Source organism: Pseudomonas sp. EMN2 (assembly GCF_009650555.1).
GTDB lineage: Bacteria > Pseudomonadota > Gammaproteobacteria > Pseudomonadales > Pseudomonadaceae > Aquipseudomonas > Aquipseudomonas sichuanensis.
In genome coordinates this window covers 1-21,618 of sequence record NZ_VZZR01000040.1, presented here as the reverse complement: position 1 = coordinate 21,618, position 21,618 = coordinate 1, and the positions used below count along the sequence as shown (strand labels likewise).

At 60.0% G+C, this 21,618-nt stretch carries 18 protein-coding genes and 1 pseudogene; 7 read left to right on the top strand and 12 right to left on the bottom strand.

Annotation, left to right across the window (positions count from 1 at the left end; genetic code table 11):
- Positions 1-2: 2 nt before the first annotated feature.
- Positions 3-470, top strand: a complete 468-nt coding sequence (locus F6X61_RS13725; protein WP_153787076.1) for a DoxX family protein — start codon at positions 3-5, stop codon at positions 468-470.
- Between the two features lie 29 nt (positions 471-499).
- On the opposite strand, the gene F6X61_RS13720 is transcribed toward F6X61_RS13725, so the two are convergent.
- The 7 genes from F6X61_RS13720 to F6X61_RS13690 form a co-directional block, all read right to left on the bottom strand.
- Entirely contained in the window at positions 500-949 is a 450-nt protein-coding gene (locus F6X61_RS13720) for an NUDIX domain-containing protein (protein ID WP_153787075.1), read from the bottom strand.
- 72 nt (positions 950-1,021) lie between these two features.
- The gene (locus F6X61_RS13715; RefSeq protein ID WP_153787074.1) at positions 1,022-1,492 is read right to left on the bottom strand and encodes an arsenate reductase ArsC; all 471 of its coding nucleotides are present in this window, start codon (positions 1,490-1,492) and stop codon (positions 1,022-1,024) included.
- Between the two features lie 27 nt (positions 1,493-1,519).
- Complete coding sequence (locus F6X61_RS13710) at positions 1,520-2,803, bottom strand: arsenic transporter (protein WP_153787073.1); 1,284 nt, start codon at positions 2,801-2,803, stop codon at positions 1,520-1,522.
- Positions 2,804-2,825: 22 nt separating this feature from the next.
- Entirely contained in the window at positions 2,826-3,173 is a 348-nt protein-coding gene (locus tag F6X61_RS13705) for a metalloregulator ArsR/SmtB family transcription factor (RefSeq protein WP_153787072.1), read from the bottom strand.
- Between the two features lie 146 nt (positions 3,174-3,319).
- Complete coding sequence (locus F6X61_RS13700; RefSeq protein ID WP_223811896.1) at positions 3,320-4,153, bottom strand: hypothetical protein; 834 nt, start codon at positions 4,151-4,153, stop codon at positions 3,320-3,322.
- Between the two features lie 75 nt (positions 4,154-4,228).
- Positions 4,229-6,124 (bottom strand): hypothetical protein, encoded by a 1,896-nt coding sequence (locus F6X61_RS26990; protein WP_178125816.1) that lies wholly within the window; start codon positions 6,122-6,124, stop codon positions 4,229-4,231.
- A 12-nt stretch (positions 6,125-6,136) separates the two neighbouring features.
- Positions 6,137-7,651: an OmpA family protein gene (locus tag F6X61_RS13690; RefSeq protein WP_153787071.1), complete on the bottom strand. Its 1,515-nt coding sequence runs from the start codon at positions 7,649-7,651 to the stop codon at positions 6,137-6,139.
- A gap of 412 nt (positions 7,652-8,063) precedes the next feature.
- Between F6X61_RS13690 and F6X61_RS13685 the strand changes: the two genes are divergently transcribed.
- Both F6X61_RS13685 and F6X61_RS13680 read left to right on the top strand, forming a co-directional pair.
- Complete coding sequence (locus tag F6X61_RS13685) at positions 8,064-10,691, top strand: trypsin-like peptidase domain-containing protein (RefSeq protein ID WP_153787070.1); 2,628 nt, start codon at positions 8,064-8,066, stop codon at positions 10,689-10,691.
- Positions 10,692-10,841: 150 nt separating this feature from the next.
- A complete protein-coding gene (locus F6X61_RS13680) occupies positions 10,842-11,549 on the top strand; it encodes a hypothetical protein (RefSeq protein ID WP_153787069.1) in 708 nt (235 codons plus the stop codon).
- A gap of 95 nt (positions 11,550-11,644) precedes the next feature.
- On the opposite strand, the gene F6X61_RS13675 is transcribed toward F6X61_RS13680, so the two are convergent.
- From F6X61_RS13675 to F6X61_RS13655, 5 genes and pseudogenes are all read right to left on the bottom strand, one after another.
- Positions 11,645-12,577, bottom strand: a complete 933-nt coding sequence (locus F6X61_RS13675; RefSeq protein WP_153787068.1) for a hypothetical protein — start codon at positions 12,575-12,577, stop codon at positions 11,645-11,647.
- Positions 12,577-13,281: a hypothetical protein gene (locus F6X61_RS13670; RefSeq protein WP_153787067.1), complete on the bottom strand. Its 705-nt coding sequence runs from the start codon at positions 13,279-13,281 to the stop codon at positions 12,577-12,579. Before F6X61_RS13670 ends, F6X61_RS13675 begins: the two co-directional genes overlap by 1 nt.
- Positions 13,282-13,802: 521 nt before the next feature.
- Positions 13,803-14,362 (bottom strand): annotated as a pseudogene (locus tag F6X61_RS13665) (transposase).
- Between the two features lie 207 nt (positions 14,363-14,569).
- A complete protein-coding gene (locus F6X61_RS13660) occupies positions 14,570-15,853 on the bottom strand; it encodes a Y-family DNA polymerase (RefSeq protein ID WP_371923705.1) in 1,284 nt (427 codons plus the stop codon).
- On the bottom strand, positions 15,837-16,268 hold the full coding sequence (locus F6X61_RS13655; protein WP_125463400.1) for a LexA family transcriptional regulator: 432 nt from the start codon (positions 16,266-16,268) through the stop codon (positions 15,837-15,839). The genes F6X61_RS13660 and F6X61_RS13655 overlap by 17 nt, the downstream gene beginning before the upstream one ends.
- A 200-nt stretch (positions 16,269-16,468) precedes the next feature.
- Between F6X61_RS13655 and F6X61_RS13650 the strand changes: the two genes are divergently transcribed.
- The 4 genes from F6X61_RS13650 (at position 16,469) to F6X61_RS13635 (ending at position 21,566) form a co-directional block, all read left to right on the top strand.
- A complete protein-coding gene (locus tag F6X61_RS13650) occupies positions 16,469-17,206 on the top strand; it encodes an SOS response-associated peptidase family protein (protein WP_153787066.1) in 738 nt (245 codons plus the stop codon).
- A 41-nt stretch (positions 17,207-17,247) separates the two neighbouring features.
- On the top strand, positions 17,248-17,484 hold the full coding sequence (locus tag F6X61_RS13645) for a CopG family transcriptional regulator (protein WP_153787065.1): 237 nt from the start codon (positions 17,248-17,250) through the stop codon (positions 17,482-17,484).
- Positions 17,485-17,934: 450 nt separating this feature from the next.
- The gene (locus F6X61_RS13640; protein ID WP_153787064.1) at positions 17,935-20,352 is read left to right on the top strand and encodes a DUF4062 domain-containing protein; all 2,418 of its coding nucleotides are present in this window, start codon (positions 17,935-17,937) and stop codon (positions 20,350-20,352) included.
- A 965-nt stretch (positions 20,353-21,317) separates the two neighbouring features.
- On the top strand, positions 21,318-21,566 hold the full coding sequence (locus tag F6X61_RS13635) for a hypothetical protein (protein ID WP_153787063.1): 249 nt from the start codon (positions 21,318-21,320) through the stop codon (positions 21,564-21,566).
- The last annotated feature ends 52 nt before the right edge of the window (positions 21,567-21,618 follow it).

Here is a 21,618-nt window from a genome sequence, read left to right as displayed (position 1 = left end):
CCATGGACATCACCCACCCCACCGTGCCGGCCAATGGCCTGCGGCGCCACTGGAACCGGGCTGCCGATCGCCTGCAACGCCTGCTGGGCGACAACCTGTTGTGCCTGGTCGCCCGGTTCGGGATCGCCTCGGTGTTTTTCCTGTCCGGGCGCACCAAGGTCGAAGGCCTGCTGACCATCACCCCCAGTACCTACGAGCTGTTTCGCACTGAATACGCCCTGCCGCTGATCTCACCCTGGCTGGCAGCGCACCTGGCCGCCTATGCCGAGCACCTGTTCCCGCTGCTGCTGGTACTCGGCCTGCTGACCCGGTTGTCGGCCCTGGCCTTGCTCGGCATGACCACGGTCATCGAAGTGTTCGTTTATCCCGATGCATGGCCCACCCACCTGACCTGGGCCGGACTGCTGTTGTTGCTGATCGCTCGCGGGGCCGGCGCCTTTTCGCTGGACCGATTGCTCAAGCTGCGTTGAGCCTACCAACGATTGACACAAGGCCGCTCCTACAGGGGATCGCACTCGACCCACTTGCCCTTATGGCCGCGCGCATGCAGCGCGGCGCCGAGGAACACCAGCGCCCGCTGGAACACCGGATGACATTCGTTCAGGGGCAGTTGGTCGAGCGCGGCCCAGAAAAATTCGAACACATGACCATGGTCATCGAGCGTCTGATGGGCCCATTGTTCAGCTAGCGGTCCCTTCACTTCACACAGCTGGAACGACCAGACCTGCCCCTGATGACCGGCATCCCAGCACCCCAGGTCATCCTTGATCAGCGCACCGCGAATCCCGGACTCCTCCCATAACTCACGCACGGCTGCCATACCCGGGGCCTCGCCCTTCTCGATGCTGCCCTTGACCAGCTGCACACCCGCCAGCGGATGGCGGAACAACAGCAACCGGGGATACGGCGTGGAGGACAGCACCACTGCACAGGCTTTGTTGGGGAGCATGACGGTTTCCTTGTCGGCGCTTGCGGCCGGCGATCATACGCCTCTGCCGAGCCCCTTCCGAGCCGCGAAGGGTCAAAGACCGCCAATACGTTCCAGTTCACGCTTGAGCGCCTCAGGCGCAAGCGTGGCGAACGGCAATGCGAAGAACGCCCTGCAACGCTGCTCGATACGGGCCAGAGTGGCCTGGAAGGCAGCCTCGACCGCCGCTTCGTCACCTACCACCTCGGAAGGATCCTCCAGCCCCCAATGGGCCTTCAGCGCCGGGCCGAAGTACACCGGGCAAGCCTCACCCGCCGCCTTGTCGCAGACGGTAATGACGATGTCCGGCGGGTTGTCGGCAAAGGCATCGTTACCCTTGCTGCTCAGGCCGGCGATGGCGATGCCGGCCTGCTGCAGGGTTACCAGGCTGCGTGGCAGCACCTGCCCCTTGGGAAAACTGCCGGCGCTCACCGCCTGGAAACCTTGCGGCGCCAGGTGGTTGAACACCGCTTCACTGAGGATGCTGCGGCAACTGTTGGCCGTGCACATGAACAAGACTCGCATGAAAGCTCCTTCGCAGGGTGGTGGGTGTCACAGGCTCAGGCGCAGCGCCAGGGCCGACAGGGTGATCAGCAGTACCGGCAAGGTCAGCACAAGGCCGACCTTGAAGTAGTAACCCCAGCTGATGCGCATGCCCTTGCGCGCCAGCACATGCAGCCACAGCAGCGTGGCCAGGCTGCCGATGGGGGTGATCTTCGGCCCGAGGTCGCAGCCGATGACGTTGGCGTAGATCATCGCCTCGCGCACCAGGCCCTCGGCGCCGCTGGCCTGGATCGACAGCGCCCCGACCAGCACGCTGGGCAGGTTGTTCATCACCGACGACAGCAGCGCCGCAAGCAGGCCGGTGCCCAGGGTGGCGCTCCACAGGCCGTGGGCGGCGAGCTGGTCGAGCAGCCGGGCCAGCAGGTCGGTAAGGCCGGCGTTCTTCAGCCCGTACACCACCAGGTACATGCCCAGGGAGAAGATCACCACCTGCCACGGCGCCTCACGCAGTACCCGGCGGGTGGAGATTCGGTGGCCACGGGCGGCGACCGCGAACAGCAGCGCCGCGCATACGCCCGCCACCACGCTGACCGGGATGCCCAGCGGCTCCAGCGCGAACAGGCCGACCAGCAGCAACAGCAGCGTCGCCCCACCGACGGCGAAAGTGGCCGGGTCACGTATCGCCGAGCTCGGCGCCGGCAAGGTGTCGGCCGGGTAGCGCTGTGGCAGGTCACGGCGGAAGAACAGCCACAGCACCAGCAAGGTGGCGCCAATGCTGGCCAGGTTCACCGGCACCATCACGGCGGCGTAGTCGGCGAAACCCAGGCCGAAATAGTCGGCCGAAACGATGTTCACCAGGTTCGACACCACCAGCGGCAGGCTGGCCGTATCGGCAATGAAGCCGGCGGCCATCACGAACGCCAGGGTGGTAGCGGGGGAAAAACGCAGCGCGATCAGCATCGACATGACGATGGGGGTGAGGATCAGCGCCGCCCCATCGTTGGCGAACAGCGCCGAAACGGCTGCGCCAAGCAGGATGCAAAAGGCGAACAGGCGATTGACACTGCCCCTCGCCCAACGCGCCACATGCAGGGCCGCCCACTCGAAGAAGCCCGCCTCGTCCAGCAGCAGGCTGATGATGATGATCGCGATGAAGGTGGCGGTGGCATTCCAGACGATGGCCCACACCACAGGGATGTCCTGCAGCGAGACCGCCCCCACGGCCAGGGCGATGATCGCGCCCAGCGTGGCGCTCCAGCCGACGCCAAGGCCCCTGGGCTGCCAGATGACCAGGGTGAGGGTGAAAATGAAGACGGCTACGGCGACCAGCATGGGGACCTCGCTTGGCAGGTATTCAGCAGCAGGCGGCAGTGCGCACCGGGCGCTCGTCCATGTTCTGCAGGCGTGTGGCGTTGGCCTGCAGCCACGCGGCATTGGCCTGCAGCGTCAGCTGCAGTACCTCGTGCACCCAGGCAGGCAATTGCGGATTCAGACGGTAGTAGACCCATTGGCCCTGGCGGCGATCCAGCAGCAGGCCGCTGCTGCGCAGCTGGGCGAGGTGGCGGCTGATCTTGGGCTGGCTGTCGTCCAGGGCGCACACCAGTTCGCAGACGCACAGCTCGCCCAGTTGGGCGATCAGCAAGGTGGCACGAGCGCGGGTCTCGTCCGCCAGGCTTTTGAAGAGCTCGGGTGGGGTAATCATGGCAGCACTTTCATATATGGAAATCCGAATATACGGATTTCCATATGTTAAGAACAGCCCGGCGACCAAAATCTTTCGACCTCGGCCGCCACCAGCTGCTGCGTGCTGCAGCCATTGCGGCCGCGGCGCGCAGCACAGCCGTGCCGTCACTCCAGGGTGGCGGTCAGCTCCGGGTTGCCAAAGCCTTGCAGGGTGGCGTTGGACTTGTCGAAGTAGGCGCGCCAGAAGGTTTCCAGGTTCTGGATCATCTTGCCGCTGCGGTAGCCGTTCTTGGCCGTGGTCGGCACGAACGCCGCGCCGTGCACGTAGATGCGCGCACCGCCGAAGTCGGCCAGCAGGTTCTGCTTCTGCACCTTGGCCAGCTCGACGTTAGGGTCGATCTGGCGGATGCCGTTGGCCTGGTAGAAGCTGCCGAAGTCGCTGTATTCGAGCATGTCCGACATCACCAGGATGACGTGCTCGTTGACGTTTTCGGCCTTCTGCAGGTCTTCGCCGACCGCCTTGAGGCTGAACAGGATTTCGCTGCGCGGAATGTCCGAGCTGGACTTGCCCATGACCCCGGCGAACGCCTTGCCGAAGCGCTGGTACAACAGCGCCGACTGGCCTTTGAGGCAGTTGTCCAGCTTGCGCGCCGACATCATCGGCACATTGCCCAGCACCGCCTCGTCGAGGGGCTTTTCCAGTTCGGCGGCGTATTGCAGGCGCGTGTAGTGCCCGTCCAGGTAGGCGCTGAACGAGTACAGGCGCAGCTTGTCGCCCGGCTGCAGGAAGCGCTTGATGTGCCCCCATGCCGTGCGTTGCAGGTCAGTGGTCAAGGGCGTGGTCTGATCGACCACGACGGTGAGCAGGCGCCCCGAGGGGGCGCTGCGGAACTCGTCGACCCGGGCCTGGGTGTAGCAGCTTGGCAGGTCATTGCGCTCGGCCGCCATCAGGGCGCTCGGCGCAAGGATCAGGGCAAGCAGCAGGCGCTTGAGTTTCATCGTATCTCCGAAGTGGGTGTGCCCGGGCCGAGGCGCTAGCGCTGTGGCCAGCGCCCCGGCGGGCGGTGAGTCCGGTCAGGCCGGCTGGCTGTTGGGCTTGTCCAGCATCTGCAGGCGGCGGGCACGCTTGAGCGTGTCGAGCTCGGCCCCCAGGCGCTGTGCCACGTAGGCCAGGTCGTCCTCGTGGAACTCAGTCAGGTCGCCGTACTGGTGCGGGTCGAACCCGCCGACGGCAGGTGCGGGCGCTGGCGCGGCGGCCATCGGCTGAACGGCTGCGGGTGCCGGGGCAACCGGTTCAACCGACGCAGGCGCAGGCGCGACCGCCACTTCCACCACCGGGGCCGGCGCGGCGACTGGCGCAGGGGCTGGCGCGACGGTCACGGTGACCGGTGCGGCGGTGGTCACCGCCACCGTCGGTTGGCTGACATCCACGCTGAACATGGTCACCAGGCCATTGAAGGCATCGCGGTACTGCTGCAGCTGCGGGTCGTTCATCTGGGCGATGCGTGGGCGTGCAACCCGGATGATCTCCTGGATGCGCGCGTTGTCATCGGCGGCGATGGCGGCCTTGAGGTCTTCGATGGCCTTGACGATGTAGGTTTCCACCACCTTGAGGCTTTCATTGGCCATGCTGTCGGCGTTCTCTTTCTTGCGGCGGAATGCCCGGCGCGCTTCCTGCTCGACGATGAATACGCTGAAGGTGCGCTTGGCGTTGTCCTTGCGCAGCTTCTCGCGGTCGTCGCCGCTGACCCGGAACACACTCAGTTGCAGAGACTGCAGCTTGCCCAGCGAATCCTGGGCGTCGGTTGCAACTTCGCGCGCCTTGGTTTCGTGGTAACGCACGAAGTCGGCGGCGCTGGAGAACTTGCGCACCAGGTCCCAGGCGACCCGCGAGTGGGTGCCGGCGAAGCCGAAGCGGTAGGCCAGGAAGGTACTGGTGAGCTGGATGAAGATGAACAGCCCGCTGAGCACGGCGAAGGTCACCAGCGAAGCACGGTGCAGCGCGTCGATCTGGTCCTGGGCCGACTTGCCCGCCGCCTCGTTGGCGATACCCTGCATGTCGCTCGGTACCGGGAAGCTGTCGTCAGCGCCAGCCGGGAAGTCGTCGGCCGCTTGCGACACCGCCGGCGGATGGGCGATCAGCTCGGCTTCCTGGGCGTTGAGGGTTTCGGTCCGCACCCAGAAGGCCGCGATCGCCAGGCCCAGGATGAACACGCCATAGGCGACGACCAGGCCGAAGCGCTTGGCCGGCTTGTCGCCGTTCTTGGGCAGCTTCACCCGGTTGAGCATCTGCTGGTAATGCGGCTTGCCATCATCGATGTGGGTATTGTCGAGGGTCACCAGGTGGGTACGCACCATGTCGCCGTCGGCACCCGAGGCGCGCACGCTCTCGTAGCCGAGAATCTTCGCCACCACGTTGTTGAGGTAAAGCTGGCGGCCGGCGAACTCGGACAGGAACACGCCGATGATCGAGATCACCAGGCCGATGGCGAAGGCACCGGCGATGGCGGTGTTCGGCGTGGCCAGGGTCAGGGCGAACGGCGCCAGGGCGAAGCCGAACGCGCTGGCCTCGATCAGCATCAGCACGATGATCAGCAGCCACAGGCTGAAGCCCTTCTCGTGGCGGTTGTCTTCGTCGATCTTGCCCAGGTAGTCCTGGCAGCGACGGAAGTTTGCTTCCGAGGGCTGGTGGTTGAGGTAGTAGGTTTCGTAGAGGCGGCACAGCTGCGCCTCGGACTCATAGAAACCGACGGCGTTCGGGCACTCCTGGTCGGCCGCCTCACGCGAGCCCGGGTGCTTCACCCAATGGGCGACACGGCCAAGCCATGGCAGGCCGATACGCAGCTTCATCAGCCAGTAGCGCACTTCGTACCAGTGGATGATGATCGGGATCGCCAGGAACAGGGTCGTCACGATCGGCAGCACGAAGTGCCAGTAAAGCGAAAAGAATGTGCGGATGGCATCTAGCATTGGTTGGTCCTGTTAGCGCGCAAGCTTGGGTTTGAACTGGGCGACGTAGGCGTTGTTCTGTTTGGGGTAGTAGATCTCGCCGGCAACGGCGGAACCGGCACGCTTGTCGAAGACGATGTCCATGCAGGTGACGGGGGTTTTCTTCTGGTCCACCGCGAAGACCCGATAGAGGATCTGGGTTTCACCTTCGTAGGTGTTGGCCACCGAGCTGTACACCGGGCTCTGTTTCTTCGAGCTGCTGGCGAAGTTGGAGATGAACTGCATCTTCGGCGCCACCGCCACCTGGGCGTTGTCACGCAGGATGCCCACCGGGCCGACCGTGGCCACATGGCCATTGACCTTGCTGCCCCAGACCTGGCCGTTCAGGCCGGGGAAGAAGTCGTTGGTGCTGTAGTCCTTCAGGGTTGCCCCGGTGGCCAGGTTCTTCACCTCGCCCTCGACCCGCGGCAGGTCGCCCACGCACGAGGTCATCGGCGCACTGGCGTAGGCCGGGCTGATGACCGAGAAGGTCGAGCTCTTGGGCGTGATGTTCGAGGCCAGTGCCGACTGGGTGGTGGTGACCGGCTCACCGCCGAAGTCGATGCCGCCTTTACCATCGAGCTGCACGATGACCGCCGCTGCGGGCTCGTCGGGCAAGATCGGCGCCTTGTCGTTGTGCACCGGCTCAGGCGCACGGGTGGTTTTTGCCACCGTCACCTTCTTGCTGGGTGCCTGGGCCTTCACCTTGGGCTGGGCCGCCGTGCCATGGGCCAGGTACTTGGCGTTGCTGCGCTCGTCGTTGACCCGCTTGACCAGCACCTGCTCGTTGTCCACCTCGACGAATTCGACGCGGCGGTTCTGCGCGCGCCCGGCGTCACTGGCGTTGTCGGCCAGTGGGCGCGAGGCGCCGGCGCCCTGGTAATAGATGTCCTGGCGGGCAATACCGGCGCTGGCGAGAATATCGCCCACGGCGCGGGCGCGCTGTTCGGACAGGCGCTGGTTCAGCTCGGCGCTGCCGCTGGAGTCGGTGTGCCCGACCACCAGCACTTTCTTGCTCGGCTTGCCGGGCTCGGCCTTGCCACGGTTGCTGGCGAACTCCCGGGCCAGGGCGCTGAGCTTGCGCGTGCCATCGGCGGTCAGGGTGGCGGAGCCGGAGGGGAACATCTCCTGCATCTGCACCTGGGCCTCGAGGCCGACCGAGGCTTTCTTGCCGGTGCTGGCATCGACCACCTCGATTTCACGCACCTGCGCCTGCAGCCCTTCCTGGGTGGCGACCGCCTTGAGCCGATCGACCCGCTGCTTGTAGGCATAGCCTGCAGCGCAGCCCACCGCCCCGCCGGCCACCGAGCCTGCGGCGATCTGCTTTCCGTTGCCCCCCGCCGCCGCCACGATCGCCCCGCCGATCACGGCACCGGCCAGCGCGCCGGCACCGCAGGCGAAACCACTGGAGTTGTCACCGAGCGTCTTGTCGATGGTGGCGCAACCACTCAATCCGAGCGCGACCGCCGCGGCCAGCGCAGTGGGCCGCATGAAGCTGGAGCCGAACATTTCCCTTCCTCTTTGCTGCCCGCTGCAGCGGGCGTTTTTCAGCGTCAGTGCCAGATGCCTGGCCGCCGTGCCCGGCAGCATCTTTGTAAACCCGCTTGAAAAAGGCGCGTGCGCACACCGACAACGGGCCTGCTGGCAGGCTCGCCGGGGCGATAAAGGGGGGAGTGGTGACAGGGACTCCATTCCCGCGGGTACGCTGCCTTTCCTGGCGTTTCATGGCTTTGGGCCACTAGTTACTATGAAACTGTCTGTATTACAAGATTTGTCCAGAAAACCGGCGTCAAACTGCCGCGGGGGCGCCCCCTTGACGCTGGCGATGACAATCAGAGAGCACCCAGGCCAGCACCTATAATTGCCAGCTACTGGCCCGACGCCACCGGCCCAGCCAGGCGACTGACTGCTGGAGTACAACGTGAGCCTTCCATGCCGACGCTGCTGGCCGCTGCTGGCCCTGGCCCTCGCCTGCCCCGCCCCTGCTGCGGTGGACGCCGTCGACAACAAAACACTGAACGCCCTGCGCGCCCAGGCCGAAGCCGGCGACCCAGCCGCTGCCCAGCGCTACGGCTGCCTGTTCGTCGACCAGCCAGGTGTCGAGCCGGATGCCGCCAAGGCCCGTCAGTGGGTGGAACAGGGGCGCAACCTGCCCGCCCTGCTGCGCCGCGCCGACGCAGGCGACAGCGACGCCATGGTGCAGATCGGCGACATCTACTTCGACACCTGCCTGCACGACAGCTTTGCCCCGTTGGCCATGCCCTGGTACCGCAAGGCGGTGGCCGGCGGCGATATCCGCCGCGCCTGGCGCCTGATGGACGATGCCCGCACGCTCGACGAAAAGCGCCATTGGGCCGAGATTGCCGCCGCTATCGTCACCCCCGAGGGCAAGCCCAGGGACGACCGTTATGGCGGCGAGACGTTCTTCGGCAACCTCGCCGAGCACAGCGGGCACGATATCCCCTGGGGGCTGCGCCATGCGCCCGGCACCCGTTACCTGAGCCTGCGCCCCGTGCAGGTTCGCCTCAAGCCCGACACCGCGTCGCCGGTGATCCAGGACATCGGGCGCTGGCACCTGGTGTATGCACGCCCAGCCCAGACGCCCGGCTGGCTGGCGGTGATTGCAGCCAGCGAAGGCCCCTACCCGGACACCCTGGGCTACCTGAACCGTATCGACACCGCCTCGGTGGCGCGTTTTCTCGACCGGCAACCACAGGTGCGCCCCGACCGCCAGGCGGTGTATGGCCTGGTGGGTTATCTGCGTGAAGCGGACCTGGCCAGCCTCGACCAGCCTGCGCCCCTGCCCTTGCCGACGGCGGGCCTGATGCCCGTACCCTCGCTGTGGCGAAAGATCGGCGTCGAGGAAGACCGTCAGTTCATCACCGATTTCAGCCAGCCGCCCTATGACGCCCTGGTGCAGGTGAAAGCCCAGGACGGCAGCTGCAGCGGTGCCGTGGTGGGCACGCCGACCCTGGTGGTCACCGCCGGCCACTGCGTCGACAAGACCGACCGCAAAGGCAAGGTGCAGGTGATCTTCGAGCGCTCGGCCACGCACAAGGAGGTGATCCCGGCCACCTGGGTCGGCTACCAGCACAAGGGCGGCGCGGACTGGGCCATCCTGCGCCTGCGCAAGGCGCCCGCCACGCCAGTGACGCCGCTGGCCTTCGCCGACGGTTTCGACCCCTCCCGCTCGGCGCAACTGAAAGTCGCCGCCATCGGCTACCCCGGCGACCTGTTCAAGCTGTCCATGGCCAAGTTGGGCTTCGTCGCGCCCTCGCTCAAGCAGTGCACCCTGGACATCAGCCGGCACAGCTACAACGCCCAGCAGCGGACCATCCTGTTCAACCACTACTGCAACATCTGGTTCGGCGACTCTGGCGGGCCGCTGCTGGTGTGGAACCCCGGCAACGCCCGCTTCGAACTGCTGGGTGTGCACGCCGGCGTGGACGATGGCTTCGAAGGCACCCACCGCAAGACCCTGTTCACCGACAGCCGCTTCCGGGCCCTGATGTACAAGGCCTACCAGGACGTGGAGGTGCCGTTGCTGGGCAGCCGCCAGCAGGCGTTGGACAAGGCGGCCTACTTTCGGCCGGCGCAGCAGGCCGACAAGGACAACCCCGGGGTCTCGACGGTCGCACGGGCCTACCGCGAGCGGGTCGAGAGCCTGTATTTCGACCGTTCGACCCTGAGCCTGGCGCTGATCGAAACCCTGCGCCAGCAGGCCGGCCAAGGGCCACGGCGGGATGCCCTCGACAAGCTGGGTTTCTGGACCACGCCGCCGGAGGACGGCTTCAAGGTGATTGGGCCCGTCGATGAAGCCCGCCTGGCTTGCGTGGCCAGCTGCAACAAGGCGGTGCTGCGCGCCAGTGGTACAAACCTGCGGTATGGCGAGGCGGTCGATTTGCAGCAGATGGCCAGGCGCGACGACACCCTGGTGATGCCGGGCTCGCGACGGGTCATTGTTGGTGGCGATCTGTTCCACGTGGGCAACGATGGCCGGGTGGACGCCGTTGCCCGGCAGTTCATGAACCTCAAGCCCAGTGGCCCGGGGTTCAACGCGTTTTACCAGAGCCGCTACGCTGAGCCCGCCGAGACAGTGGCCAGGGAGGAATCGCCAGCCACGGATGTCGAACCCACCGGCGTGCTGCATGCCGGACCGGGCCTTGGCAGCGACACCCCCATGCGCATTCCCGGTGGCCAGCTGATCACGACGGCAGCGCTCACCCGTGAACTTGCTAAGCCCAAGCCGCCCGTGCTGATTGCCGCCATAGGCGCCAGTACCGGCATTCCTGGTGCCATCGACCTGCACTACGGCGCCGAGGGCGGCAACTTCAGCGACAAGACCCAGCAACGCCTGGCCAACGACCTGCAAGCCTTGACCCACGGTGACAAGGCGCGGGCGCTGGTGTTCTATGGCCACCACCCACAATGCTGGATGAGCTACAACAGCGCGCTGCGCGCCATTGCCCTGGGCTACCGCCAGGTGTATTGGTACCGCGGCGGGATGAAGGCGTGGGTCAGGTCGGGGGCGCCGCTGGACTGGCTGTGACAGGCCCATCACCCCGATCGAATGCAACAACGGCCTTTGCTCGCCGTGCAGATACGCGCCCAGATCCTGACGGGCCTGCGCTTGGCGAACGGTGCTTTCTTGCTAGACTCGCGCCTCTCAACGCCAATCGCCACGGATGCCACTTTTGTCATGAGACGCCTGCTCGCCCCTCTGCTGCTTACCTGCTTCAGCCTCCAGGCGTACGCCCAACCCATACCGCTGCTTCCCGGCGAAGCGGAGTATCGACAAGCGCTGCCGATCCTGGACGAGATTGACCGCAGAATGATGGAACTGGTGAATCGACGCGAGCCAGACGGCCGAATGAATGAAGCGTCCAGGCAGGCGTTCGTCGATTACACACAGCAGCATCTGCCCAGCGCCAACAGGCTGCTGGAGGCCGCCATCGCTGCCGGCAACCCTGCTGCGGAGTATCGCCTGGCGCAGTTGCTCGGTGTCCTGGACGGCCAGGGGCAGCGTGCCGAGATATGCGGGTTGTTCAAATCGAGCCTCAAACGCGGCTTCACGCCTGCGGCGCTGCAAATGCGCGTGAACTGCCTGAGCGATATCGATACGCCCGAGTACATTGCGCAGGTCAAGGCCTTGCCGGAAATGCCCGGGCCTTATGCGCGCTACTATCCGCAGCCGACCATCCTCGAGTACTGCTCGCCGGCTCGGCAAAGGCCCACCGTGGTAATGCAACTTGATGAGCCGGCCTTCAGGGCGAATCTGTATTTCGCCATGCGTGATGTGTTGGTTGATGCAGGCGCCAAATACAAAAACGTCAAGTTTGCGTATCAGTTGAAAGCCCTGAAGTACGGTTGCCCGCGAGTTCAGGGGTGGCTGGACAGGCAGATATGACCACGTCGAGGTGCCCGTGGGCGTTTCTCCGAAGCGCAGGCCTCGCAGTTACGGGTGATCACACAAATGTATCTATAAGTTAGGCGGGGAATGCATTAAGGCTCTATGTTGCTGATCTGCTCTTCAATGAAGTCGCGCTGCTTTTTTAAACCAGTCATTAAATCATCGTAGGTTGCCGGGTCCTTCCATGCGTCGGGATTGTCAGTGTAATAAGTTATCGCGTTATCATATATACTTAAAACTCTTTTTGCCCCAAGTGGATGGTCTGATTTTTTTTCGGCTTCAAGTGAGTTCCCTCCAAAAGCCGCCATGAAATAGTTCCAAGGGGCGGCTGCTACTAAATTGTAGTTGGCATGAAGTGCGGTGACTATAGCGTACTGATCGGCTGCATTTTCTTTGCTGCGACTCATAGCGAGATTTTCGGACTCCTGAATATGTTTGTTTTTTACGTGATCCAATACATGGTGGCCAAGCTCATGAAGATACATAAACATGATGCTGGCCTCTATGGCTTTTGCTTTGTAGTAATTAAAGTTATCTAACCCCTGAAAGTCTTCGATTGTGACCCCGGAACAGGCACCGTCAGTGTGTGCGGAGTATACCAGGGGCGACATGGCGGGTTGAGGAGGCAGGTGGCTGGATATTCTGAGCGCGTTTGTTTCCATTATCTCATTGAGGTAGATCAGAAATTCGGAGTAGCAGCCTGGCTTGTCAAGTTCCGCCTCCATTGTTAAAAGATCTTGTATCCAGTCGATAACCTGAATGGTTCCAGCGCTTATTATTATGATTCTTTCGTTGTCGTCGAATGCTGCGAATGCGCCAATACCTGAGCTCGAAGTTACCTTGTAGGTTATGCTGTTGGCGATTTCTCTCTCGTTGGGAGGGAGGGTGGGCTCGATGAGTTTCCTTGCATTTTTGAGAACGGTTTTGGTGCTTTGCTGATACCAAGTTAGGTCATATGCTAAGCCGCTGGTAAGAATGCAGAAGCTCAATACTATAATTGAGATGCTCTTGATGAAGGTTTGCATTATTGGTCTCTGGTTCTTGTTAGGAGGTCATCTGATTCCTCAAATCTCTGCTTTAGCTTTTTATCATTATTTAGTTTTTCGCTAAAACTCAATGGATCAATCATCCTGAGATCATTAAGGTGGCTCCACTCGGAATATCGTCCAGCAGCATTCAGTGCTCCATCGAGTAGATCTCTTCTAACTGGCTCTAAGTTTGAGAATAGTTTTTGAATGCTCTTGGACTTTGCTAGGTCAGCAGGTGGAACAAGTTCGACAACCTCTCTTTTCAATGTGGTAAGCGTGATTAGATAATCTAGTTTTGTGGATGGGGGTGCTGCTACTGCTGGTGTGACTCCATACACAGAAACTTTAGCTGAACCCTCGTCGTCGTTGTCAGTGTGAGCATTTTGGATGAAGCGCGGTGCCGCGCTAAGTGCATATACTAATATTGAAGCGCCGAATAGCGCAAAGAATACTCCTGGGCCAACTTGTGATAATTGAAACTTCCACTCTCCTCTTTCAGCTATTAATTTCCCAGCTTCCGAGGTGGTGATGCTAAATAATTTGTACCCCCAGTATAAGGCGGCGCCGCCGAATGTTACTATCAGCAAACGCTCCAAAACTCTACCACTGAACATGTATTGAGGTAGTTCTAATGCGTCAGATCCCAGCGCGTTGAGTACGACGAAAAAAAGTGAGGCGCCTATTGCTTTATGAGTTGGCATTTTGGCTTTCCCGAATTACCTGAGCTTACTATAGCCATAGTCAAACTAAAGCATTTGTTATTTTTATATGTTTTTTCAATAAGCGTTATAACTTGTGGTGATTTATGGGGCATTTGTATTGGTGGTGGAGCTTACATCGTTCAGACGCTCATGCGCGCTTTGTGGCGTGGCCAGCGTGTTCGCGAGGGTTTCATGACCTATGGGGTGGGGGGCGAGTCAGGAGCAGACGCTGGGCGATGACGACTGCGGGCGAAAAACGAGAGAGTTAAAATCAAGACTAGTATTGCGATCACCTACTGGCGAATGGCTCTTACAATGAAATCTATCGTGGTAGTCGCGGGGCAGCTTTAAGGAAGTTAGAGCTCCACCGTCTAATGCGGATGCGGCTCTGTCGGCGGTATTACGAACGTTCTTGTTAGCAAGAAAGTGAGCCAATGCTAAGAGCAAGCCTGATGAGCCACCTAGCATGATTCCGTCGACTCCGGAAAATATAATTACGGTCACTGCACCAAATGCAATGCCTAGGCTCTGTCTGAAAAAAGCCGTCGCATACACCGCATGACGCAAGCCAGCGAGACCATTGCGGCATAACTTTTTGCGAGCTTGTCGAAGCGCGTGACGATTCGGCGGTTCTCTTTTAGCCAGCCGAACATGCGTTCGATGATGTTGCGCTGTCGATATTTGGGGCGATCAAACAGTCTCGGCAAGCCGGGTTTGGGCTTGCGTTTCATTGAGCGCATCGGAATGACTAGCTGTATCCGACTGCTCGAACAGCGGTCGAATCGATCATCCAGGTGTGGGGATTGATCAAGCCTTTGTCATTGAGTCTGAGGTGCAATCGTCTGAGCATCTGATCGAATTTTCTGCGGTTTCGCCAGAGTCGGAAGCGGTGATAGACCGTCGCCCAAGACCCGAAGCGCTCGGGCATATCTTGCCAGGCTGCTCCTGAGCAGAGCACCCAGAGCACACCATCGAGCATCAAGCGATCACTGCTGCGGGGCCTGCCCCTGACGTGGGCCGCCGTAAAGAGGTCGGCGACCACTGCCCACGCTTCATCCGAGAGTTCATAACGCTTTGCCATCACAGAATTCCTTTCCGTAGATGGCCGGCGACTGTACAGAACCCAGGCTGTTCCGAGGCCACATTTCGGTTTCTTGGGATTCAGACCGAGCCTATTAAGGAGCCGACGGTAGTTTTTGCGAAAGCCCTACCCGGCCCGGCCTGGCTCGACTCTATGACCACTTGGCGTCGGTGAATCAGCCTTCGGCGGCCCGCACCGTGCAGCAACTCACCGCGAACCCACCGTCCACAACTGCTCGATCCGCGTGGTATAGGACGGGCTCATCATCGCCCGGCGCATCCCCCATTCGGGCATTGCGGGCACGCTGCCGGTCCTGAGCGTCCCCCGCCCATAGCGCCCGTTAACCTCGTCCAGCACGGACATCAGCCGGCCACTGGCCAACGGCTGGCCCTGGGCGAACAGATCGTCGCTGAACTCCCCCGGCTGGCGCAGATCCAGCAGCAACACCTCGGCCTTGCTGTAGCGGTAACCGGCCTGGTAGATCCGCGCCACCGCCTCGGTCGCCATGCGCGTCAGCAGCAAGGTGTCGTCGGTGGGGTAAGGCAGTTCCACCAGCACGCCCTGCACGTGGTGGCGCTCATCGGGGTTGAACAGCCCGGTGCGGATACTCACCCGCATGCGCTTGCACAACGAGCCCTGGGCCCGCAGCTTCTCGGCGGCGCGCCCGGTGTAGGTGGCCACTGCCTGCTTGATCGGCGCAAGCTCGGTGAGGCGCTTGCCGAACATCCGGCTGCAGCAGATCTCCTGCTTCGGTGGGTCGGTTTCTTCCAGCGCCAGGCACGGCGTGCCGGTGAGCTCCCGGGCCGTCTTCTCGACCACCACGCTGAATTTTTCGCGCAGCAGCCGCGGGTCTGCCTGGGCCAGGTCCATCGCCTTGCGGATGCCCAGCTCGGCCAGGTGCGCGGTCATGCGCTTGCCGATGCCCCACACCTCCTCCACCCCGGTGTTGCGCAGCACCCAGTCGCGCTTGAACGGCTCGCAGATGTCCACCACCCCGCCGGTTTGCGCCTGCAAGCGCTTGGCCATGTGGTTGGCCAGCTTGGCCAGGGTCTTGGTGCGGGCGATGCCCACCCCCACCGGGATACCGGTGCAGCGCAGCACCCGGGCGCGGATATCGCGGCCGAACTGGGTGAGGTTGCCGGGGATGCCGGTGAAGTCGGCAAAGCATTCGTCGATGGAATACACCTGCGCCGCCGGCACCATCGACTCGATGAGGCTCATCACCCGCTCGCTCATGTCGCCGTACAGCGCGTAGTTGGACGAGAACGCCAGCACCCCATGCCGGCGCAGCTTGTCGCGGATCTGGAAATACGGCTCGCCCATCCGCGCGTAGGCCTTGGCCTCGGCACTGCGGGCGATCACGCAGCCGTCGTTGTTGCTCAGCACCACGATCGGCGTGCGCGCAAGGTCGGGGCGGAACACCCGCTCGCAGCTGGCGTAGAAGCTGTTGCAGTCGATCAGCGCGAACACCGGCTCAGGCATTGGGGTCATGGCTGCGCACACTGAAGGTCACCACGCCCCAGATCGCCAGCTCGTCGCCTTCGAGGATGTAGCGCGGCGGGTAGCGCGGGTTCTCCGAGCGCAGCGCCACCTCGCCACCGACCCGGTGCAGGCGCTTGCACAGCGGCTCGCCGTTGACCGCCGCGATGACGATATGCCCGTGGCGCGCCTCCAGGGCACGGTCGACGATCACCAGGTCGCCGTCGAAGATCCCGGCGCCCTGCATGCTGTCGCCGTCTATCCTGACCAGGTACATGTGCGGCGCACGCAGGTTGAACAAGTCGTCCAGTGACAGCGGTTGCTCCATATGGTCCGCCGCCGGCGAAGGGAAGCCCGCCGGTACGCGAAACAGGTAGCGTGGGAGCGAGGCACTCCCACACGCGATCGGGCCGAGGATGGCGGTCATGACGCAACCTTGAAATAAACTGTATGTATATACAGTTAATGGTGATTCCAGGCGCCGGTCAATTTCGGAGTAGGAAATTTCGACAAATGGAACCTCCGGCAACCAGCGTAGGAGCGGGCTTGCCCCGCGATCACCGGCAAAGCCGGTGCCATGCGCCCCATAACCGCTGCTGCATACAACACCCAAGAATGGAGGTCCCCATGTGCGGACGCTTCGCCCAATACCAAGGCCTGGCCGACTACCTGCGTGAACTGCAGGCCGAGCAGGACGTGGTCAGCGGTTACGACAACCATCCCATCGCCCGCTACAACGTCGCCCCCGGCAGCCGCGTGCTGGTGCTGCACAACGCCGAAGACGGCTTGCGCATCGACCCCTGCCATTGGGGTTGGGCGCCGTTCTGGGCCAAGGACAAACGCCCCGCGCCAATTAATGCCCGGGTCGAAACCGTGACCACCGGCAAGTTTTTCAAAGCCTTGTGGCCCCAGGGCCGGGCGCTGGTGATGGCGGATGGGTGGTATGAGTGGGTGGCCGATCCGCAGGACCCGAAGCGCAAGCAGCCTTACTTCATTCGCCTGAAAAGCGGCTCGCCGATGTTCATGGCGGCGCTGGCCGAGGTACGGCCGGGGCTGGAGGCGAACGAGGGGGATGGGTTTGTGATCATCACGGCGGCCAGTGATGCGGGGATGGTGGATATTCATGATCGGCGGCCCTTGGTGCTGGGGGCGGAGCATGCGCGGATGTGGATTGATCCGGATTTGTCGGCTGTTGAGGCTGAGCGGGTGGCCAGGGAGCAGTGTTTGCCGGTGGAGGCGTTTGAATGGATTGCGGTGGGGCGGCAGGTGGGGAATGTGCGGAATGAGGGGGCGGAGTTGATATTGCCGGTGGTGGGGGCGGTGGTTAAACCGCGCGATGATTCGTCGATTGCTGGTGGGGGGTGAGGGTGTAATTTGCTCAACCACCATTCGACGCCGAGGTTGCCATGGCCGGAATAACGCTGGGCCTTTCGGATGCTCTTTCCGGCGCTCTCGCTGAACTTGCCAAAGCCAACGGCGTGAAGGCGAGCTGTCTGGCGATGCACGTTCTGGGGGACTACATTGAGCACGAAAAATCCCTGACCGCGAAGATTAGACATGCGGTGGAGGAAGCTGATGAAGGCAAATTCGCAAGCGATGAGGAAGTCGCGGCGTTACGTGTACGGCATTGGAATGTGAGTTGAGCACAGTTTCCAGCCACCCTTCCTCGCCTTGGGGCACTGCCAGTGCAAACGGCACTGAGCCTTGAGCGCTGAGGCATTCCGCCGCCTCAGCGTGGAACCGATGATGAATTGGGCATATACAGCGCACAAGCCTTGATATAGGTAGCCTGTAGCACCGTCATCACGAATCAGTACCCATTTTGTAACACCCAATCCTTCCAATTTGACTAGCCCTTTGAAAGCCGAATGACAAGGACGGTCGATCTCTGAGTGGCATCCGAAAAACGTCACCGCGTCCATATTTGCCCCTATCATAGCTAATTGCTATCTTCACTTTTTGACACCCAAGCGACGGTAGTCGGCGCCTTACAAGCTGAAAAGTCGCGAATACACAAGCTACTTCCGCATAGTCAAATTGCTGCTCTATAGGAGACTCACATCTCCTTACACCCGACATAAAGGACATGAAACGTGGCCGGAAATCGCAAAGTCATCAGTTTTTTCCTCGCATCCCCTGGCGACTTGGACGAAGAGAGAAAAATTGTAAAAAATGTCATTGATGATCTGAACCTGATGCTCGGCGCCAAGCTCAGCATCCTCATAGAACTCGTCGGCTGGGAAGATACAGGCTCGAAAACAGGCCGACCTCAAGCACTAATCAATAAGGAGCTTGAGCGCTGCGACGTGTTCATCGGCCTAATCTGGAAGAGATGGGGCACACCACCCGACACTGAAGGAAAGTTTACTTCCGGATTCGAAGAGGAATTTTACGTTGCTTCAGAAGGTCATAAAAAATGTAAAAAACCTCTTATGAGTCTGTTTTTCAAAGAAGTTGAGCAACAGCTATTAATCGATCCAGGCGAACATCTCCAAAAGGTACTAAAATTCAGAAAAAAAATCATAGACGAAAAAGAAATCTTATTCGAGACCTTTAAGGAAAAAGAGGATTTAGAAAGACTTGTACGCAGATGCATCACTAAGTACGCGTTGGAATACATCGAATTTTCCACACCGGACACTCTTGAAGCACAAAACCCCGAAAATATAGAAAAACCCACAAAGACCGGGAATGGACCCTTCCCGACCTTGAGTGCAAATTTTATAAAAAACCTTCTTACAAGGACCGTAACAAATGATGAACAACCGAAACTCAAGCCTTTTGAGGTAGCTCGATTTAGGCTGGTAGCATCATCAATCGGAAATAGCAGCAATGACACCACTTACATTGGCGCCCACGATGCCAACCTTTTACTAAAACATCGAGCCGAATGCGACTTTGAATTCTCTGAAGTTCTACACTTAATCCTAGCGGGCGCCAAAAATCTCGGCAACGAGAACATGCCACTCTGGCATTGGCTCACGTCTCCCAACAATCCCGCCATTGACCTCAGCTTCCTGACATGGATGTATCCTGATAACGAAGCCGCAACAAAAGGTTCAGTCATCGATTTGATGACGCTAACAGGCACAGAAATCGAAAACAACGAAGACTTCAAAAGAGCGGGCTATCTTGAAGACTGGCTCAACTCTAAGACCAAAGTTGCCACCCGAAACCCAGCCTTGAAATATTTGGCGAAACACGGCAAATCGGAAGACTTGGATCTAATCAAGGCTGTAATCGACGAGAACGAATCACAGAGCATTACCGCAGCGAATGAAGCTTTTATATCTATCAAGCTTCGCGACGGGGCAGATGCCGCGATAGCATCTGCCCAAGCCCTGCAACCCGCCATACTTAGCCCCGAACTCGTCGACAGAATATTTTACAATCCAGGCGCAATATCAAACCTTCGCCTAGAACAAGCTATCGAAAATCGTAACAAACACATTAAATGCAAGGCACTTAGACTTGCCGTAGCTAGAAAAATGATTAGCCTTCAAAAGGCTGACCAGCTGAGATTAGACCCCGACGTAGAAATTCGATTACTGGCACTTGAAGCGCTCAAAAGCCATGATGTACAAGTTGGCGAAGATGAGGCTAAAGCAACGCTCATGTCAGACGTCACCAAGCCAACTCAAGAAGAAACTGAAGCTTGGGACAGATATCGCCCAATAGCCATGCAAAGCATGAGCGATAAAGAACTAATGAATCGAATAGAGCGTGAGTCACCTTTAGGTCTAAGTTCTTACGAAGAGTACTATCGCCGAAACAAAAACAAACTTCGCAAGGAAATCGAGGCACGCATACAGGACGATTTCAGAGCCCACTACGCATCCAGCATACAGACTTGGGCTCGACACAACAACCGCGAACCCAGCACCACCAAGGAGAGCTTCGCCTCACTTGAGGACTTTATGGTAGGACGCATTAAACGTGCCACGCTATCTCTTCTCACAGAAAGCAAAAGCAAAGTTGATCTATTTGTAATCAGAAAATTACTAGAAGACACCACCATCAAACCAACCAATGAAGACATTCAGTACTTCTGGCATGCTGGCGAATGGCAGGATATACCTCTAGTCATATCTTTGGCGCAACGCATCCGAAGTTCATCTGCAAGCCTTCTAGGCCAAGTAATGACGCGAAAAACTTTGGAAACAACCGTTAAAACCATTATAAAGCTTGCGCGGAACCGGGCTCCAGAAATGCTTGAAATAAGCTGCCCGACACAGATACGTCAACATCTGATTTCTTCAATGCCTGACAAAGACTTTATCAACCTTGGACTAGAGCGCTTGAAAGCTCTACTGCAAGATGAAGATAGCGGCATCAGAAAGCACTGCGCACTAAAATGCTGCAAAACGCTCGCGCGAAAAACACTAAAGGATATTTTTGACGAGCACATGAACACCACAACCACTTATTACAATATTACTCACTGGCTAGACTTTGGCATTTCAGCAAAAAAATACCAAATTCGGAACTTGTGCTCCGAGACTTTTATTTGATGAGCCGGGACTTTCTCTACACTTCAAATATCACACCGGACCTTACAGCCTTATCAAGTAAAATTGCGATCGAATAACATCACCCAAATAAACACCGACCGTGTTGGAGTAGCCGGCGCAAATCGACTGCAACCCTTGGGTTACAAGGTATTCAACAGTTACGCATGTTGATGCTTATGCATTCATCCGGGTGTTGGATGGCATGGTTAGGCATCCGGCTTGCCCCATTGTTGCACCATGGTAGCTACGGGCTCGGCGGCGCGGACTGGAGGCGGCGCAGCCGCCCGGTCGCCTCTTTACTACTGGGTGACTTCACGCTCGTAGGCCTGGCAGGCCTTCAGCGCGATCACTGCTCGATCGCCTTCGTCGGTGATAGCGACAATTCGTCGAGCATGCGCCGGGTAAAGCTGGACACATAGGGCTCCATCCACCACTCCTCCGGGGCGACGGGCGCTCGCACCCCACGGTTACAACCCTGAGCGGCAACGGCTCCCGCGTCGACCAGGACTGACAGCCACAGGTCAGCAGTAGTAAGCAAGTCGCGCAGGCAGGCCTGAGCGTGTTAAGCATCCAAAACGCAGCACAAGCGCACTCGCCACTGACCTCGCTATATCCGAGCAAGACTCAATGTTCGCAGAACAAATGAGTACCGAATGTGATCAACGATAATCAGACTTAACCCCTTCCTTGTAGTCCATTTCCCAAACATACTCTTGCCGCCTTTTTTCCGTTGCGGTCGCCCTGTCAGGCCCCTAGTCTCGGCGAGTCGCTGGTGTTCAGCGACCGGCTTTGACAGGCCGCGACGGTAATCACGCATACGGTTAGTCTTCAATGGCGGCTGTACGTGTGGGCACGCTTGCGTGCGCCGGAACTTAGTGATTCCGCCGGTCTGTCAACCCGCGTACAGCTGCCACCCTTCTGTTTGACAGCAGGCAGGTGGTGGCAAACCTCAAAGGAATCATTCGATGCTAAAGATCGTCCCCGATCCACCCCACAACCACCACTCCCTCGAAGACACCCTGATTCAGGCCACGGAGTACGCCCTGTGCGCTCAGGCTGTGGCGCATCAGGCCATTTCGGTCCAGCAGTCCAAGTCGCCCGCGTCGATTCTGATCGTAGCTTTGACGCATGAGATCGAGGCGCTGCGGGTGCTGCTCGAGTCAGCGTTGATTCAGGTGCAGATGCCGCAGATGGAGCGCCGGGCGTTCCACTAGGCCGTTGGTCATGTGTCGCCTGGGCTGGCGCTATCGCGGGGCAAGCCCGCTC